Source organism: Lysinibacillus sp. FSL R7-0073 (genome assembly GCF_038009065.1).
In the GTDB taxonomy this organism is placed as follows: Bacteria; Bacillota; Bacilli; order Bacillales_A; family Planococcaceae; genus Lysinibacillus; species Lysinibacillus fusiformis.
In genome coordinates, this window is sequence record NZ_JBBPAS010000001.1 from 2919567 (window position 1) to 2938457 (window position 18891).

The window sequence follows — 18891 nt, forward strand, 5'->3', positions numbered from 1 at the left end:
ATAAATTTTACACAAAAAGAAAAGCCCAGAAAATTTCTGGGCTCGATGACACTTACTTTTCTAGCATGATTAAAACTGACGGGCCTTTGCTTCGCTTCGCAAGAGACGGTTATGAAGGGTTATCTCCGTTTCCCCGTTTACTTGCGATTTTGATCGCTTAATCCTTGACCAGTTGCGGTGGATTTTTTGAGATTTGGGGTCTAATTGTTCGAACCTACTCATTTTTCATCCTCCTCATCATTATAGATTTCATAAGTGAAATCTTTTTTATTATGACCAGCTAGGATGGAATTATACAACTTAAATAACCACTTACGTTTTCATATTATTTATTTTCTTTTAGCCAAGTTAATGCATATTGCACATATAATTCTGTTCCAATGCGTAAACCATCTTCGTCAATATCAAAATGACCATTATGATGGGCCCAGCGTGTATCTTTTTCTGTATTTCCAGAGCCTACTAATGCAAAACAGCCTGGCACTTCATCTAAGTAAAAGCTGAAATCCTCGCCACCCATTGTTGGGTCGTCTAAATGATAAGCTTCAGAACCAAAATGCTCAATCGCTAAACGTTCAACTAAGTCGGCACTAGCATTATCGTTATTGACGGCTTGTGTACCATATTCATAAATAACCTCAGCTGTCCCACCATAGAGTGTTGCGACTTGATCAGCATAATGGCGAATTTGCGCCTCAATATGCGTACGAACTTCTTGATCGAAGCAACGCACAGTTCCTTCCAAAATAGCATCTTCGGCAATTACATTGAAACGGGTACCGACATCCATTTTACCAATCGTTAAGACAGCTGGACGAAGTGGATTGACCGTACGCGATACAACCGTTTGAACATTCAACGCAAAGGTCGAAGCAATCATCACTGCATCGATAGCATCATGTGGCGCTGCAGCATGACCGCCTTGCCCTTTGAAAGTTACTTTAAAAATATCAGCAGAGGCAAACGCGGGTCCTTTATTGCACTGGATTTTTCCAGTGTCTATTTGAGACCAAATATGAATACCGAATGCGTTATCTACACCTTCCATAGCGCCTTGCTCAACCATTGCTTTTGCCCCTGTAGCTACTTCTTCAGCAGGCTGGAAAATAAATCGAACTGTCCCTTCTATTTCGTCACGTACTGCATGTAAAGTTTTAGCTGCAATTAATAGCATGGCTGTATGGGCATCATGACCACAGGCATGCATCTTTCCATTTGTTTTAGATCGATATGGAATATCCTCTCGAATTTCATAAACGGACAAGGCATCCATATCCGCACGTAGGGCAACTGTTTTTCCTTCTTTGTCCCCTTTTAATTCAGCAATAATACCAGTGGGCTCTGTTCGTCTATAAGGAATACCGAGCTTATCTAAATAAGCTGCTACATAATTCGTTGTTTCATATTCCTCCCACGAAAGCTCCGGCTCACTATGTAATTTTTGGCGAATCGCCACAAGCTCGCTGTTAAGATCTGCAATGATAGGTTTAATGTTACTCATGATTACTCTCTCCTTTTTATAACCAATTGACGAAAATACCCGCTAAAATAACCGATGTTATCGTTACACTAATGAAGCCTCCAACAAGCATAGGTGGCAACATACGACTTAGCAGCATTTCACGCTCTTTTTCATCCGTCGTTGATGATTTCACTACTTCATTCGTTAAAATATAATCTGCGGGGAAACCATATAGCGCTGTTAAGGAAACTGCAAACGCTAAGTTCGGGCTAACTTTTAATATTTTCCCTGCGATGAACGAGAAAATATACATGCCGACTACTGCTAGGGCAATAGAAACAACTAATGGCACAATAATTCGCATCAGCATTTCAGGGGTTGCCTGTTTTAAGCCATCGAATATAAAGAGCATTAAGCCCATAATGGCAAAGCCGAAGCCATTTGCTTTTTGTAACGGTTGTTTTTCTAAAAAGCCAAATGTTGAAGCAAGTACACCAAACACTAAGCACAGTACGAGTGCATTAACTGTCACAATTGGAGCCAATACAGTCGATGTACCGTAGGCCAATAAACCAACAAACGCCAATCGGAAAAATTTAAAGTATTCTGTATTATAATTTGCAGGTATCTTCCTAAATAATTTAGGCTGTTCAGTCTGTTCAGTAGCTGAGTTTTCTTCTTCCCGCACTTGTGAAATCGTATGTATCGTACCTTGTTGGTGTTCTTTTAATAAACGTTTAGCTTCACGTTTTAATACAATTGAAGTAATCGGATACCCTGCAAATCCTTGAATGACATAAATAACAATTGCAAAAACTGCTAAATCCTCTAAGCCAGCTGCCGAGGCACCTTCTGACATGACTAATGCAGCCACAACTCCTCCAACTAATGGTGGAACTGCCACAATCATCGTTTTCAAATCAAAAATCATGGCGCCAATTGTAAATAAAGTAGCAATAATTCCTACAATACCGGCCAATGAAATGACAATTGCTTTCCACTGGTTTTTCAATTCCTTGAGTGACAGAAGTGTCCCCATATTGGTAATTAATAAATACATTAACATCGTGGCAACTACTGGTCCGATCCCGGCAATACTAACAATATCTTCCGGGAAAAACGTCCAATATCCGATTAAAAATAATACCGCACAGACGAACACGGATGGAATCCAAGCCTTTGTTCTTGTTGCGACAATATCCCCGATGTAAAGAATAGCAAGTACTATCGTCAGTGCTAACATTTGAGACATATTAAATAATTCTCCTTACCTAGTAATTTTTTAATGTCCTCTATAATAATACTTATTATTCTAAAAATTCTATTTTTACAGAAAAGAAGAAAAATAACTCTTTTTCGAGCATATTCGTGACACTAATTTTATGGTTTCCTAAATATTCAGTTTTTTTAAGTATTTATAAAAAGTAGAACCATGCTTAATAGGTTCTACTTAATTTCCTATATTCTATGCTACTAATATATATAAAATAGTCATACAAAATGCATAAATTATTGTTATTAGGACCAAGCATCGCCTCTTTTTGTATAAAAAAAGGCATTCGTTGGCAATGAAAGGGCCGTATGCTTCTCCTTGTTCCATCATAGTAAAACGTATATCCATTATTTTAATGTACGTGTGATTCCACAAAAGTATATGGTCGCTTAATTTCATTGAGCTCATTCACTCCTTCTAGTTTTACCATTGACATGGCTCTAGTTTAACAGAATTCTCGATAAATGATAATGATTCTCATACAAAGAAGGACTTGTCGCTGTTACGATCAAGTCCTTCTTTGTATTTTTTATCTTTTAAATCGATTGCCTGTGTTCATAAAGATCATTAAAAATATCGTAAGTACTACGAAAAGAACAAGACCTACAATAAATAACCACTGTGTTTGAAATATTTCGTTCAGCACCCATAAAAGTACACAAAAACAGTAGCCATACATCATCTTCCCCATAAATTTTGCAAGTGCTATTTCGTCATACATATCTTTTTCGTCAGGTGACATTGTGTTAAAGCCAGTAATTAAAAAAGTCCCTTTCCCCTGTGATAATACAAGGGCAAAGATGAGAAATGGAAGCATGATGATTAAATATACAAAGACACCCACAGTGAATCAGCCTACTTTCCATTAATAAATTGTTGAATAGCTGGTAGTAAATCCTCATGTAGTGGAAGTGTTGGATCTGCATAGGTTGCTAAATTCGCGGCATAGTCTTCTGGTGCCTTTTTCAACACATGGTTCATCCCCTCCATATAAAGAAGCTTTGCATCAGGGTTACCTTTCTTTAATGCCTCTGCATCGGCTTCCTTCACTTGTAAATCGGTCGTTCCTTGCACAAGTAGTACAGGACTCTTTACTTTTCCAAGCTCTGCGGCTGGATTATACTTTAATACGGAAATAAGGAAAGGCTGTACAGAAGGACGGAAGACTGCTTGTAATTCTGGCGAAATACTTTTCACTTGCTTCCCTTGCTTTAGAGCTGTCAAAATGTCCTTCGATTCTTTGAATAAATTTGGTGCTAGCTGACTTTTTAATTGCTCAACTAATACTTCATCCATCGGACGCCCAGCACCTGCAATCGAAACAAAGGTTTCTACTCCTGTTTTTTGAGCCGCTAATAAACCAATTAATGAACCTTCACTATGTCCAATAACATGAACACTAGTATAGGCTTTATTAGCCTGCAATGATTGGATGATTTGCACTGCATCTTCAACATATTGGTCAAACGTCACATCTTCTTCTTTGGTCAAGAGCGCTTGATTATCCCCAATACCTCGTTTATCATAGCGTACAGTTGTAATTCCCTCCTGAGCCAAACCTTCAGCAATCATTTTTAAACTATTATTTTTACCAGCTAAAACTGAATTACCATCCTTATCTGTCGGCCCTGAGCCAGCTATAATAACTGCGACTGGTGATGGAGATGTTGTATTGGCTTTTTGAAGAGCCACTATTAGGTCACCTTGCTGAACTGGAATCTTTAATGGTTCATAAGTTACTGGTTCCTCTTTATATGCCTTTAAGATAAGTGGGAAGGTCCCACCATTTTGTTGAAATGTAGCTTCTATTTGTTCATTTTTGAAAGTACCATTAATAGCAATTACTGAGCCGTTTAAATGAATGGAAACCGTTACCTGATCACCTGTATATTTCACTCTCTTCAACGGGAAATTGGATATGCCCTGTGCTGGGACGGATAGAGTACCACTATCTTTCTGTAAATCAACAATGATTGGTATCTGTCCATTCGGTGTTTCAATATTGCCTTCCCATTTTCCAATAAACTGTTCGCTCATGGCACTTTCCCCCTTTGTTTCTTTATGTTCTGCAATCGCTCCCTTTTGTCCACAGCCAGCTAAAAGTAAAAGCGTACAGCATAGCACAAACAATTTCCTCATTATAATCTCCCTCCCTATGTGAAACTTAATTGATTATCCAATCAATGCCTTATTTTTCTGAGCTTACAAGGATGGATCGTATGTATTGGGATAAAAAATGCCTACTATTTATAAGCATAATACCCCTACTTCCCTTGTTTTAAAATTCGCTGGAACAATTTTGTCATTTGCTCTTTTTCTAAACCCCAAGCAATTGCACAGTTATTCCATTAATCGATTGGCTAATTGAAACCAAATAGAATCTGTTCTATATAGAGTATTACAGATTTTTTTCGTTGTCAATTGTAGGTATTTTTGGAGTTTAATTTGGTCACCTTCCTCCATTAATAAGTAGCATTAAAAAAGGACCCAGAATAATTCTGGATCCATGGACACTTATTGCTTCTATTTGATTTTTTACTGGGATGATTTACGCTTCACCTTAATCTACAGTGAAACAGAACTCTGCTTCACCTTTAGGCTTAAGTTTTAAGAAGCTTCAACCCTCCACAGCTGTGGCGGACTTTCCTGAGATTCTTGGTCTTTGGGTGTTTGACTATTACTCATTCTGCATCCTCCCCATCAGTTTAGATTAATAAGTGTTTCCGCTCTTATTATGAACCATTGCCCATTCGTTTATGCATGAATATAATCTTTTCTTTGGCGTACAATCATTCCTTATAGGATTCCCTCTACCATTACAAAATGTTGAGAAGCGACAATTATTAAGTGCTGATCGTGCATAGACACCGCCATTCGAAAATTCAATAATCATTTTACGTAAACCGATTCTATATCTACTTATGTTTTGTATTCGACCATCCTTGCTGCATCTTCCTTTGTGATCTTTTGTTTAATTGTTTCAAGCCCTTTAAAAAAACCTTCAATCATTTGGTCCTCTTACCACGTTTTCATACAAAAACCCCAATTCTGCGTCTCCAGAATTGGGGATTGTCCTTCACGTATGTAAGGTACTCTTTTTCACGTCACCCTCCGGCTCTGTTGAAAAAGGATAAGGTTTTCATAGCGCCTCACAGGACAGCTTTAATGAATATCTATGCAAAAGTCACGAGGACATGCACGCAAAATTAATGTTGGACGACTAGACAAGCTTGAGCTTTTTCAATTTGAATTTTGACTTGGTCAAAGCCAGTTCCCCCAAGAGAGTGACGGCGTCGAACGGCCGCTTCTGGCGCTAACACATCATAAATATCCGAATCAATTAGCTCGCTTTCAAGCTTCATCTCATCCAATGGTAAATCTAATAAGTAAATGCCTTTTTGAATACATGTGAACACAAGTTTACCTGTTACTTCATGTGCTTCACGGAATGGCATACCTTTTGTAGCAAGGTAATCAGCTAGTTCTGTTGCATTCGAGAAGTCAGTATGAACAGCTTGCTGTAAGCGTTCCGTATTGACTGTCATCGTACGAACCATACCTTCAAAGATTTTCAGAGAACCAAGAATCGTATGCACTGTATCGAACATGCCTTCTTTATCTTCTTGCATATCTTTGTTGTACGTTAATGGTGTCCCCTTTAAAACAGTTAACAAGCCCATCAGATTTCCATAAACACGCCCTGTTTTGCCTCGAATGAGCTCAGCCATATCAGGATTTTTCTTTTGTGGCATAATGGAAGAACCTGTTGAAAAGGCATCATCCAATTCAATAAATTTAAATTCATCTGTAGACCATAAAATAATCTCCTCAGCAAAGCGAGATAAATGTGCCATTAACAAGGATGCATTGCTTAAAAATTCTACAATAAAGTCACGGTCACTTACAGCATCCATTGAGTTGGCATAAACCTCACTAAATCCAAGCAATTCTGCAGATTTTAAACGGTCTATTGGGAATGTTGTCCCTGCCATTGCTCCTGCCCCTAATGGTAAAATATCAATACGTTTGATGGATTCTGTGAAACGTTGCTTATCACGCTCTAGCATCCAAAAATAGGCCATTAAATGGTGGGCAAAAGATATCGGCTGAGCTCGTTGTAAATGTGTATAGCCTGGGGCAATCGTTTCAATATGCTCCTCGGCTTGGACTAATAAAGTTTTTTGGAATGTAGCAATTAAATCAATCGTTTCCTGGACACGCTTTTTCAAAAAGAGATGCATATCCGTCGCAACTTGGTCATTGCGGCTACGTCCTGTATGTAGTTTGCCACCAACTGGACCAATTAAATCAATTAGTATTTTTTCTAAATTTAAATGTATATCTTCATTAGCAATACTAAATTCAAGCTCACCTGCTATTGCCTTTTCTTTCAGTTGGGCAAGACCACTAAGTATGGCCTCTACATCAGCTGTTGGTAAAATCCCTGTTGCGCCAAGCATTGTGACATGTGCAACACTACCTTCAAGGTCCTCTAACACAAGTTGTTGATCAAAGCCAATGGATGCACCAAATTCATCTACCCATGCTTCTGCTGATTTTTGGAAACGTCCACCCCAAAGTTTTGTCATGTCAGCTCACCTTTTCCTTTATTACTTTTTAAAAGGTGTAGGTCAAGCACAAAGACCCCACCACACCTTGCTTATTACGATTACTTTTTATTAACAGATGAGTTCACTACAGTTGGTAGACCCCATAGTTCGATAAAGCCTACAGCGGAAGCGTGATTGAATTGGTCTTCCTTCGAATATGTGGCTAATTTTTCGTTGTATAGTGAATTTGGTGATTTACGTCCTTCTACAATGGCATGCCCTTTGAATAATTTCACACGTACTGTACCGTTCACATATTGCTGTGATTGTGCAAGGAATGCTTCAAGTGCATCACGTAATGGGGAGAACCATAAACCATCGTAAATTAATTCAGATAGTTTTTTCTCAATAACTGGCTTGAAGTGTGCTAATTCTTTGACAAGCGTTAAATCTTCAAGCTCTTTATGAGCCGTTAACAGCACCTTAGCACCAGGAATTTCATAAACCTCACGAGATTTAATGCCTACTAAACGATTTTCAACGTGATCAATACGTCCAACGCCATGTGCACCTGCTACTGCGTTTAACTCCTGAATTAAATCAGCAAGTTTCATTTCTTTTCCGTTTAAAGCAACTGGTTTACCAGCAATGAATTCGATTTCCACATATTCTGCTTCATTTGGTGCGTTTTCTACTGAAACAGTTAAGCCATAAGCTTCTTCTGGTGGAGATACCCATGGATCTTCCATAATGCCAGCTTCATTTGCACGACCCCATAAGTTTTGGTCAATTGAAAATGGAGAATCTAATGTTGCAGGAATAGGTACATTATGTTTCATCGCATATTCAATTTCCTCATCACGGCTCCAGCCCCACTCACGTACTGGTGCTAATACCTCTAGATCTGGATTTAATGCTTTAATAGAAACTTCAAAACGAACTTGGTCATTGCCTTTACCTGTGCAACCATGAGCTACAGCATCTGCACCTACTTGGTTTGCAATCTCTACTAATTTTTTGGAGATTAATGGACGAGAAAGAGCTGACACTAATGGATACTTTTGTTCATACCATGTGTGTGCTTGTAATGAAATCAATGCATAGTTTTCTGCAAATTCATCCTTTGCATCCACCATATAAGACTCAATTGCACCTACTTGCAGAGCTTTGTTTTTTACAAACTCCAGATCTTTCCCTTCGCCAACATCAAGACATACCGCAATAACGTCCCACCCTTGTTCTTTTAACCATGGGATTGCTACCGAAGTATCAAGTCCTCCTGAATATGCTAATACAACCTTTTTATTTGCCATAAAAAATGCGCCTCCATTGCTCTATAGATATGTATGTTTATACATTCAATTAAAAGTTTATACACGAATAGTATCATGTTATAAAAATAAAAACAAGTGTATTTTTATAAATTAATAGACTTTTATTTTTCTTATAAAAAGTCACTTTATCTATACATTATTCTTAAGAAACTCAATGATATTTACTCGAAAAAACGTTTTTTTACTAAAGACATAAATGTATACTTTATAAATTACAACAAAAAAGAATCCAATGTATAAATTGGATTCTTGTAATGCTACTAATGGATAAATAAACGAACTACCCATTTTCATCTTAATGGGTCTTTGGGAGCCAATTGATCAATTGTTTACAAGCGAGAAGCACACACCCCGGCGGTAGTTTGGAAATCATCACATTGGCTTTTTGATGTCATTGGCTAGGTTTATTAGACCAAACCTTCTTTGGATTCATCAGTATAAGTAGAAAGGCTGCTATTGAATACAGGATAGCGTTATACATCATTAAAATAATTAAATTCTCGTTTATAATGCCTATAAAAAAATTGAAAAATTGATGGATCATTATAGGAATGATTAAATTTTGATTAATTGTATAAAAGGCTGTCATGATGATGGTCGTAGAAATGATGGAAAGCATAAAGAATACGATGTATTTCAGTAGCTCAAGCCCTGTAAACCCTGTAGTGAACCAAATAGGTAAATGCCAAATTCCCCACCAAAACCCTATGATGATCGCAGATTGCAGTGATCCGTATTTCTTTTGGAGCTCAAGCAATGCAAAGCCTCTCCACCCTAATTCTTCTCCTATAGGTCCTGACAACAAGTTTTTAAAGAAATAATAACTAAGCATCCCCCAGGAGGAAATAGTAAAAATCGCGTCAGCTTTAGCATTATTCATAACAAGAAGTAAGATGATCATAAAGATGGTGGCTTGAATGAGCAGGACAGACAGAATGACAGAAAATCGAAGTTGATTTTTAAATTTTTGTTTCACGAAATGTAAAAAATGCTGCCCTGGATAAATTTTTGGAAATAGTATGGCAAAGGCAAAAGTCGATGACCATGCTGATAGACAGCGGACTATATCGAATACCCATGTTGGAAACCCTAACATTTTGACGGCTCCTACAAGGCAAAAAAGTGGCAAAAAGATGATATTAGTCAAGATAATGAAACTCGCTACAGGTCTTTTTAGCTTCTTTTTCTTGTTCATATAATAAATCCCCCGTTTCGTTCTGAATACTTTCAGCTTAAACCTGGGGGTTGCTCACAGGTCAATACATATTTATATCTATCACTCTATTTTATGGGAACATACATTTCTAAAAAAATTCGTTCTAGTCCTCCCTCGAAAGTGGCTAGTAATAAGTTAATATAAACGAGGCCTAAAAGTTCATAGCCATTTTCTTTAGCTACTCTTCTAATTGTCGCTTCCACTTGATCGTCTGTATTTTTGCCCCCCGTCGACCATCTTCCATCTTCAATTACCGTATATAAACATTTTGGATGATATAAAACTTGCTCTTCTAAGGTTTTCTCGTTTTCTTCTAGCTTTCGCACAATCATAAATTTATCTTCCTGCATGCCTTGTTCATTAAACTGTATCACTCTTCTTAATGAAGTCAGGATAACCGCTTTTTTTAAACTGTCTGTGTTTTCTTTAAGTGCGTCATATTCTTCATAAGCTGTATAATGGTCTATTACTCCTAACATGGCTAGAGGTTTCATTTCTTTTATCGTATAGGTACCTAAATATTGTTGAATTTTTTGGCAATCTTCTTTAGTATTTTGGAGTTTTTTTAACAGTAGGTTTTTATAGGCTATCTCCTCTAATACCTGTTGTTCTTTCTCCTCTAATAGATGTTGGATTCCCTCAATGCTCATGCCTTTTCTAACTTCTTGTATTCGTTTAATTTCTAAATCCAATTCTCGATAGAAATTGACGGTTGTTAAATGATATATATCCAATTGATTATATGTTCGATAGCCATTTTCACTATTTTGTTGAGGCTTGACCAATTCCTTTTCCTCATAATATTTGATCGTATCTCTAGAAATGCCTAAAAATTTTGCCACTTGTCCAATTGTATACATAATAACCTCCTTTTCTTTGCCAGTATGAAAAAACTGTAGACATGCAAAGAACATGTTTACAGTAAGATGTTAATTATTTCTTATGGAAAAATGATTTCCCTAACAACTCAATGGTTGCAGGTGCCAGTGCATACAGTTTACTCGATAGCCCCATGATTTTTGGTAGGTTGACCTCTCGCACTGGGCGTTCAATTGTTTTAATTGTCGCCTGTGCCACTTCATCAGCTGATAATAAAAATCTACCTAAAGATTCGCGATAGCCACTTTGATCATTGGCCTTGTCTAAAAATGGTGTATCAATCGGTCCAGGGTGAATAGCCGTTACTTTTACATGATAGGGCGCAAGCTCCATGCGTAGTCCATTTGTAAATCCTACAATTGCATGTTTGGTAGCTGCATAAACACTTGCTTTCGGAGTGGCGACCTTGCCAGCCTGAGACCCAATAAAAATCAAATGCCCTTGATTTCGCTCCATCATCGTGGAAGCTAACCGTTTAGCAAGGTAAATAGGTACACTAATATTCAATTCAATCATTTGTGCAATATCCTCATCCATTAACTTTGGAGCCTCAGCAAACTTTCCAACACCAGCTGAAAGGATGGCAACATCAATGGGTGGAAGCTGCGCACAAACAGCGTCGAGTGTATGTAAATGGGTTAAATCAGCTTGAATGACTTTGGCTCCCAAACGTTCTAAAACTTTTAAAGCTACAGCATTGCGGCCTGTAGCATAAACGGTATGACCTTGCGCTACTAGTAACTCCGTTATTTTTAAGCCTACACCACTTGTTGCCCCTGTCACAAAGATCGTCTTACTATTCATATATAGTCCTACTTTCTTTTAAATAAATAGATACCTTCTTCTGTCTTCGTTGAAGTAATATAATTATTTGCCTCTAAATAATCTAAATGCCCCAACGTTTTGGACAGTGTTAAACCAAGCATATGCTGGAAGATAGCTGGATACAATCGTTTCGTCACTTGTACAACCGTTAATTGATCATCCCCTAGTAATTCACAAACTTTCATGGATTGCTGATGCTGTCTTTCTAGTCGATTATCAATTAATATCGGAATGTCTTGTAGCTCAGCCCCGTGTCCTGTATACATCATTTCGACAGGCAATTGACGTAAAATTTCTAGCGATTCATTATATTGTAATAACGATTTCGTGCGTCCTAATGAATGATCTAATGGTGGCTCAATTAAAGGGTTCGGCGTTATTTTTTCAAGTAATAAATCTCCGCCAATCACATGATGTGTTTGTTCATCCCAAAAAATAAAATGGCTTTGTGCATGCCCTAATGTTTCAATCGCCTTTAACCCTGGATGCCCAGGTACTTCATCTCCATCCGCCAAAATTTGTGTCAATGGACGTTCACCTACAAGCTCTAATTCGCGACGAACATGTACGCTTTTAGCAATATACTCTTGTGGCACCCCATGTTCAAATAAACGTTCACTGTAAAATTGCTCGTGATAACGTAAAAACTCTTCATCATGACGAAGCCACTTATCATTATAGGCATGGCCTAAAATTTCAGCATGTGGAAAAGCATCGACCCATCCCGCATGATCAGGGTGATGATGGGTAAGCACAACTTGTTCAACATCTCGCATATCGTAGCCTGCAGCGCGAATCCCCCATTTCAGAGCATCATAGGCTTCTACCGTTTTTGGTCCAACATCAAAAATGCTAAGTGCATCACCTTTCACAATAAATGCATTGACATCTCCTACTTCATAGGGTGTTGGTATTTCTATTTTGTATATAGACAAAGTTGTCTCCCCCTTTTTACTCGCTAGTGAATACTGATTCATTCTATTTTACAAGTTTTTTCTGTTTTCGTCATCTTCCTGTTGACAGGTTGCTTATCCATCACTATAATTTTGAATAATCTAATTATTAATGTGCGTTGAAGAAGCCGAGTACGTAATTGGTGAAGGTGTTAGAGAGTGTTACATTTGCTGAGAGTAACATCACCCACTCCCATTACCGAACCTATTTCTGAGCAGTTATGCAAACATAACCGTCTCCCTTGCGATAAAAGGGCTAAGAGTTGTGCCAATATTGGCAAACAAAGGTGGTACCGCGGAAACAAAAGCGTTTTCGTCCTTCTAAATAAGGACGAGAGCGCTTTTTTATTTTGAACTGGAGGTTTTATTCATGAAAAAAATTTTATTTATCGGTGCGGGCTCAATGGCAGAGGCATTGATTCAAGGGTGGATAAAGCAAAAGGTATTTTCACCACAGGAAATTTACGTCACCAATCGCTCTGACAAAGAACGTCTACATTTTTTACAAGAAACATATAGCATTCACTGCATGTTTGATCAGGCCATTTATCGTCAGGCAGATCTGATCATTTTGGCGATGAAGCCAAAAGACGCAATTGCAGCGATGCGTGAGTTAAAACCGAAAATTGCACCACAGTCTGCGATTCTGTCGATTCTAGCGGGTATTGGCATTGGTACGATTACTGAACTTTTAGGGAGCCGTCCAGTCGCACGGGTGATGCCTAACACGTCTGCCACGATTGGTATGTCCGCAAGTGGCATTGCATTCAATAACGAAGTATCCACCGCACAGCGTATTCTTTTTCTCCAGTTATTAGAGGCTGTTGGCTCTGTTATTGAAGTCGATGAGGATCAATTACATGCAGTCACAGCCCTTTCAGGTAGTGGTCCTGCTTATATTTATTATTTAATGGAAGCATTCGAGCGTGTAGGAACAGAGGTAGGTCTATCCAAAGATACAGTACGATTATTGATGACACAAACACTTGCAGGTACTGCCGAAATGCTCAAGCAATCCGTAGAGGAACCGGATGTTCTACGCAAAAAAGTAACTAGCCCAGGCGGAACAACAGAGGCGGGGATTCAAGCGCTAGAGCAATATCAATTTAATGAGGCAATTGAAGCTTGTATTAAAGAAGCAGAAGCACGATCTCGTTCACTTGCAAATGGATAACATTAGGTGCAAAATAGAGTTTATCACTAGGAATTAGGAGGCTTTATTTTGAGTAAATTATTCGAACCTTATCAATTACAATCCATTTCCTTAAAAAACCGTGTTGTCATGGCACCGATGTGTATGTACTCAGCCGAGGATGATGGTATGGTCACACCTTTCCATCAAGTCCATTATGCGACACGGGCAGCTGGGCAAGTAGGATTAATCATTTTAGAAGCTACGGGTGTTGTACCAGAAGGTCGTATCTCCAACAAGGACTTAGGCATTTGGGATGACGCGCATATTGAAGGCTTACGTCAATTAGTAGAAGGCATGAAAGCATATGGGGCTAAAACAGGCATCCAGCTTGGTCATGCCGGACGTAAAGCAGCAATAGATGGCGAAATTTTTGCCCCATCAGCAATTGCCTTTAGTTCAGACTATCAAACACCTACATCCATGTCTGAAGAGGACATTCATCATGTGATTGAAGCGTTTAAACAAGCGGCTATTCGTGCAGCAAAGGCGGGCTTTGATGTACTAGAAATTCATGGGGCACATGGCTATTTAATCAGTGAATTTTTATCACCTGCTACAAACAAACGTGAAGATCAATATGGTGGCTCACAGGAAAATCGCTATCGTATATTGCGTCAAGTCATCGATGCCATTCGCAGTGTTTGGGATGGGCCATTATTGGTACGTGTTTCTGCAGAAGATTACGCAGACGATGGCACTACAATGGATGATTTCATTGTCTTTAGCCGCTGGATGAAGTCACAAGGAGTAGATCTAGTAGATGTATCAACAGGTGGCGTTGTCCCTGCTGCTATCAATGTTTTTCCAGGTTACCAGGTTTCTCATGCAGAAGCCATCAAACATGGGGCTGATATCCCTACTGGTGCAGTGGGCCTTATTACAACAGCCATTCAGGCCGAAGAAATTTTGCAAAATAACCGTGCAGATTTAATTTTCTTAGCTCGTGTGTTACTCCGTGAGCCGTACTGGCCCCTCCATGCAGCTAAAGAATTAAGCGAAGAACTGCAACCACCCGTACAATATGTTCGTGGTTGGTAATCCTCTTTCCATAACAAAACAGCTTGTGCGTTCACAAGCTGTTTTTTAATTAGAACAGTGGATTTTGTTTGATTTCTTCATCAATAGCCTGTACTAATGCCTCCGCATCATCCGCAGTGACGATTTCTCCGTTCACAATAGCAAAAATACCTTGCTCACAGATTTCACAATGCGATGTACAACCCGATTCCTCCATCTCAATATCTTCACGTTCTAGTAAGACATCATATGCATCTGCCGCACCTAACGATAAATTCGTGATGCAAAACTCAACTCTATTTTTTAATGGCTGTGAATCTTTCTTCTTTTTAAAAAGAGAAAATACCATGTTTATTCCCCCTTACAAACTATCATCTATCATACCATAATGGGACACTGTCTATGAAAACCCTTACAAACATTTCACTCAGATTTGCCTCATTTTTGAACATCATGTGAATTATAAATAATTTCTAGTTAGTAAAAGCTCTAGTAAGTCATTTGGAACATTTGTCGACTCTTTATAGAACAAGTATACGGGTACATTTGGCAATGAAATACCTTCAAACGGTACAATATTAAAACGTCCCTCCATACGCTCTTTTCTTACGATCATACGAGGTAGAAAAGACATCCCTAATCCGTCTTTGATTAGTCTTTTTACGACATAGGATTGGGAAATTGATACTTGCCTCGTTAAAATATAGTTTTCTCTTAAATTATGTAAAAGCTCATTCCAAATAGTTGGGTGATGATGCGTAAATAATGTATATGTTTGAAATAGCTCTTCATAATCGATGTAAGCCCCTGTTTCATCGTCATAAGCATCTAATGGAATCACTAATTCTAACGGGCTTTCAATAAGCAGCTCTTGATGCCAATGTCTATAGCGAGTTGGTAATAAGGAGATACCTATATGGGCTTGATGCTGATGAACTAAATCTTCAATTTTAGCTGAATCCTCCACTAAAATCGAAATTTCCAATGCAGGGTGATCATTGATAAATTGATACAAAACATGCGGTAAAATAGTTTCCACCATTAAAGGGGTCATAGCGATAATAACCTTTTCGTGAATGCCTTTACTGACTAAACGAATACGTTCAATACTTTGCTCCCACTGAAGGACCATTTGCTGTGCCTCTAGTTGAAAAAGCTTCCCGGCTTCAGTTAATTGGACACGGTTTCTTTCACGCTTAAACAATTGAACATGCAAAAATTCTTCTAATTGTTGAATGTGAACGGTGATACTTGGCTGTGAAAGATGAAGTTGTTGTGCCGCTGTTCGAAAATTACAAGTTTGAGCCGCTACAATAAAGGACTGTAACCATTTAAACTCCATGTTTTCTCCTCCTTGATTACTATTTTTGATTAAGTTCATTACATATATTTAATTTACTAAATTATACAATAATAATAGACTGACTATTAAATAGATGATGCAAAAGGAGAGATATACATGTCTTATGCTACATTAAGTCGTCAATTTCGAATATTTGCCGAACAGGAATGTGTAGACTCTAGCCCCCTGTATGAACATTTAGCTAATAATATTGCTGTGGATGAGGAGCTATTAGAGATTGCCTCCATGATTCCACCCAATCAACCAGCACCCAATTTATTGTTGGCGGCTGTGCAATATTTATTGGGTTCCTTGAAAGATCCTTTAGCTAAGTATTACGCGTCTCTTACGGCAACTCCACTTCCCATTCAAGGGGTTTACCCTGTCTTTAAGGCATTTGTAATGGCGCATACAGCACAATTAAAATCATTGTTTCAAGAAAAACTTGTCCAAACCAATGAAATTCGACGTTGTGCCTATCTCTATCCTATGATGACTGACATTTATCACAAGCATCAACGACCATTAGCCTTCATAGAAATAGGAGCAAGTGCTGGACTTCAGCTTGGTATGGATCACTACAATTATTGCTACAATCGTCAATTATCCATTATCAATACGAACAATGGATGTACCATATCCTCAGAAAACCAAGGGGAAACACTTCCTGCGACTGTGTCTAAGCCACCTGTTGTTTGTCAAAGGATTGGCATTGATTTAAATCCTATTGATCTCCGGCAAAAGGAAGAAAGTCAATGGCTGCAAGCTTTAATCTGGCCTGAACACCACGAACGTCGATTGTTGTTGAATGAAGCTCTCCCTATCTTTGGTCAATTAGATATTCAGTTAATAAAGGGTGATGCAATCCAACTGATCAAAGAGCTTAGTCAAACAATTGCGCAAGAGGCAATGTTAGTCGTTTATCATACACATGTCGCCAATCAAATGCCATTATCATTACGGCATGAATTAATGGAGCAGTTAAAGGAAATAAGCATGGTGCGACCTCTTTATCATTGCTATAATAATCTATTTGACTTACAGCTACATCAAGATTTTATGCATCTTGGCACCATCGAGCCGATTCGTACAATGGAACGACCAGATGGGCATGCACGCTGGTTTAAATGGGCCAACTGCTAGCATGTACAATAAAAAGAAACGCTGTGCCCTATTGCTACACAGCGTTTCTTTTAATCTTTAAAAATCGTATTCAGCATCCTTTTTCGCACGAATTTCTGCAAATGCGTCTGTTACCATTACAGTATCCTCTGCTAACCGTTCAAGACGGAAAAGAACATCATCATTGACAATTTCTTTGCGTAAAAAGTCTTTTTCTTCTATAAATACATAGGTTGGCACAATATGGGCCTTCATGTAAGCAAGAATCGGCTTTAATTGCTGCTCCACCATTAAGTAGTGCTTCGACGTACCTGCTGTGACCACAACACTGACCACTTTATCGCGAAAGGCATTGACTGGTAATAAGTCAAAGATATTTTTCAATGTTGCTGGAATGGATGCCTGGAATGTTGGCGTACCAATAACAATAGCATCCGCAGCCATGATGGTTTCTGTCACATATTTTGTATCGCCCTCATAGTCAAAATAATTACGTCCATCACTAAATACTAGTTGATAGTCAGCGAGATCCAGAAGCGTCACTTCATGCTCCGGGTATTTTTTTTGGACCATTTCGACAAATTTATGCATAGCTGTTCTTGTTTTTGAGCCGATAATAGAACCGGCAAGTGCGACAATTTTCATGACTGTTCGCTCCTTATTTTGCTGTATATTTTTTCATTGCAGGAATAATGTCATTACCGATCATTTCAATATTTTTCATGATTTTATCGAATGGCACGCCTCCAAAATCAATTTGAGCCATAAATCGTTGCATGCCATAAAGCTCATATTGATAAAGTAATTTCTCAATAATTTGCTCCTTGCTTCCGACCATTAACGCATCCCGTGTATCTGTTGCTTGTGCAAATTGCTGCTTTGGATAGCCTCCCCCACGTATCGCTTGAAAACCACCATTTAAATGTGGATACATCCCTTGCAATGCCTCTTTTGTTGTATCGGCTACATAAAACAAGCTTGTTGTGGCAACTGGCAATTCATTTGGATCAAAGCCTTGTCGCTCTGCCGCTTCTCGATATGCATCAACTGATGGCTTAAAGTTCGCAGCCGGCCCACCAAGAGTCGTTAACATCATGGGAATTCCCATATATCCTGCTTTGATGGCACTCGCTGGCGGCCCACCAACTGCACGCCAAATCGGTAATGAGCCTTTTTTTGGCTGCGGTAATATTTGAGCATTATGAAGTGGGGCACGGAATTGGCCCTCCCATGTCACAAGCTCTTCATCATTGATTTTCATGAGTAGCTCTAATTTTTCCTCAAAAAGTTCTTCATAATCCTGTAAATCTACACCAAGCAAATGGTATGCTCCTACTCGCGAACCGCGTCCCGCCACAATTTCCGCACGACCATCTGATAATAAATCAATGGTTGCAAAATCCTCATAAACACGCACAGGATCTGAAACACTTAACACAGTGGCAGAGCTGGATAGTTTAATTTTAGATGTTGCTTGCGCGATAGCACCTAACACGACAGTATGTGCCTGTGTTGTAAAATACGATTGATGACTTTCACCAATTCCAAATACATCAATGCCCGCTTGCTCCGCTAATTGGCTAGCTTCAACTAGCTCTCTTAGTCGTTGCTGCGCAGAAATTCGTTCTCCTGTTAATGGGTTGGGAATATGGTCTCCTAAAGAATACAGCCCAAATTCAAGTCCTTGTGATTGATCAATACGATATTTTTCCATTATGACTTA

General features: G+C 38.7%; 18 protein-coding genes and 1 other annotated feature. Of the genes, 3 read left to right on the forward strand and 15 right to left on the reverse strand.

Going from position 1 to position 18891, the window contains the following annotated elements; genetic code table 11:
- Positions 1-69: 69 nt before the first annotated feature.
- The 11 genes from MKY88_RS14525 to MKY88_RS14575 all read right to left on the reverse strand — a co-directional run bounded on the left by MKY88_RS14525 (position 70) and on the right by MKY88_RS14575 (position 12516).
- Positions 70-222 carry a YpzG family protein gene (locus tag MKY88_RS14525; RefSeq protein WP_004231380.1) on the reverse strand — a complete coding sequence of 51 codons (153 nt, stop codon included), beginning with the start codon at positions 220-222 and terminating at the stop codon, positions 70-72.
- Positions 223-325: 103 nt separating this feature from the next.
- Positions 326-1504: an amidohydrolase gene (locus MKY88_RS14530; protein WP_328201012.1), complete on the reverse strand. Its 1179-nt coding sequence runs from the start codon at positions 1502-1504 to the stop codon at positions 326-328.
- 13 nt (positions 1505-1517) lie between these two features.
- Positions 1518-2714 (reverse strand): hypothetical protein, encoded by a 1197-nt coding sequence (locus MKY88_RS14535; RefSeq protein ID WP_328200455.1) that lies wholly within the window; start codon positions 2712-2714, stop codon positions 1518-1520.
- Positions 2715-3264: 550 nt separating this feature from the next.
- A complete protein-coding gene (locus tag MKY88_RS14540; RefSeq protein WP_083244702.1) occupies positions 3265-3579 on the reverse strand; it encodes a DUF3784 domain-containing protein in 315 nt (104 codons plus the stop codon).
- Positions 3580-3590: 11 nt separating this feature from the next.
- Positions 3591-4874 (reverse strand): alpha/beta hydrolase, encoded by a 1284-nt coding sequence (locus MKY88_RS14545; protein ID WP_340814015.1) that lies wholly within the window; start codon positions 4872-4874, stop codon positions 3591-3593.
- Positions 4875-5941: 1067 nt separating this feature from the next.
- The gene (gene argH, locus MKY88_RS14550; protein ID WP_340814016.1) at positions 5942-7324 is read right to left on the reverse strand and encodes an argininosuccinate lyase; all 1383 of its coding nucleotides are present in this window, start codon (positions 7322-7324) and stop codon (positions 5942-5944) included.
- Between the two features lie 80 nt (positions 7325-7404).
- On the reverse strand, positions 7405-8598 hold the full coding sequence (locus MKY88_RS14555; RefSeq protein WP_058844532.1) for an argininosuccinate synthase: 1194 nt from the start codon (positions 8596-8598) through the stop codon (positions 7405-7407).
- Between the two features lie 412 nt (positions 8599-9010).
- On the reverse strand, positions 9011-9814 hold the full coding sequence (locus MKY88_RS14560) for a CPBP family intramembrane glutamic endopeptidase (RefSeq protein WP_340814017.1): 804 nt from the start codon (positions 9812-9814) through the stop codon (positions 9011-9013).
- Between the two features lie 86 nt (positions 9815-9900).
- Positions 9901-10695: a MerR family transcriptional regulator gene (locus MKY88_RS14565; protein ID WP_340814018.1), complete on the reverse strand. Its 795-nt coding sequence runs from the start codon at positions 10693-10695 to the stop codon at positions 9901-9903.
- Positions 10696-10768: 73 nt separating this feature from the next.
- Entirely contained in the window at positions 10769-11518 is a 750-nt protein-coding gene (locus MKY88_RS14570) for an SDR family NAD(P)-dependent oxidoreductase (protein WP_340814019.1), read from the reverse strand.
- 8 nt (positions 11519-11526) lie between these two features.
- Positions 11527-12516 carry an MBL fold metallo-hydrolase gene (locus tag MKY88_RS14575; RefSeq protein WP_340814020.1) on the reverse strand — a complete coding sequence of 330 codons (990 nt, stop codon included), beginning with the start codon at positions 12514-12516 and terminating at the stop codon, positions 11527-11529.
- Positions 12517-12602: 86 nt separating this feature from the next.
- Positions 12603-12816, forward strand: a binding site (T-box leader).
- Positions 12817-12862: 46 nt separating this feature from the next.
- On the opposite strand from MKY88_RS14575, the gene proC reads away from it, so the two are divergent.
- Complete coding sequence (gene proC / locus MKY88_RS14580; RefSeq protein WP_328200447.1) at positions 12863-13666, forward strand: pyrroline-5-carboxylate reductase; 804 nt, start codon at positions 12863-12865, stop codon at positions 13664-13666.
- A gap of 48 nt (positions 13667-13714) precedes the next feature.
- The gene (gene namA, locus MKY88_RS14585; RefSeq protein ID WP_340814021.1) at positions 13715-14725 is read left to right on the forward strand and encodes an NADPH dehydrogenase NamA; all 1011 of its coding nucleotides are present in this window, start codon (positions 13715-13717) and stop codon (positions 14723-14725) included.
- A gap of 49 nt (positions 14726-14774) precedes the next feature.
- On the opposite strand, the gene MKY88_RS14590 is transcribed toward namA, so the two are convergent.
- Positions 14775-15053, reverse strand: a complete 279-nt coding sequence (locus MKY88_RS14590; RefSeq protein WP_008178310.1) for a DUF1450 domain-containing protein — start codon at positions 15051-15053, stop codon at positions 14775-14777.
- A 111-nt stretch (positions 15054-15164) separates the two neighbouring features.
- A complete protein-coding gene (locus MKY88_RS14595) occupies positions 15165-16046 on the reverse strand; it encodes a LysR family transcriptional regulator (RefSeq protein ID WP_340814022.1) in 882 nt (293 codons plus the stop codon).
- Positions 16047-16163: 117 nt separating this feature from the next.
- Here MKY88_RS14595 and MKY88_RS14600 point away from each other — a divergent pair, with 117 nt between their 5' ends.
- The gene (locus tag MKY88_RS14600; protein WP_340814023.1) at positions 16164-17189 is read left to right on the forward strand and encodes a DUF2332 domain-containing protein; all 1026 of its coding nucleotides are present in this window, start codon (positions 16164-16166) and stop codon (positions 17187-17189) included.
- Between the two features lie 57 nt (positions 17190-17246).
- Here MKY88_RS14600 and MKY88_RS14605 read toward each other — a convergent pair whose 3' ends face one another.
- Positions 17247-17813, reverse strand: coding sequence for an NADPH-dependent FMN reductase (locus MKY88_RS14605; RefSeq protein WP_036148925.1), 567 nt, complete (start codon positions 17811-17813; stop codon positions 17247-17249).
- A 13-nt stretch (positions 17814-17826) separates the two neighbouring features.
- Positions 17827-18882, reverse strand: a complete 1056-nt coding sequence (locus tag MKY88_RS14610) for an LLM class flavin-dependent oxidoreductase (RefSeq protein WP_340814024.1) — start codon at positions 18880-18882, stop codon at positions 17827-17829.
- Between the last annotated feature and the right edge of the window lie 9 nt (positions 18883-18891).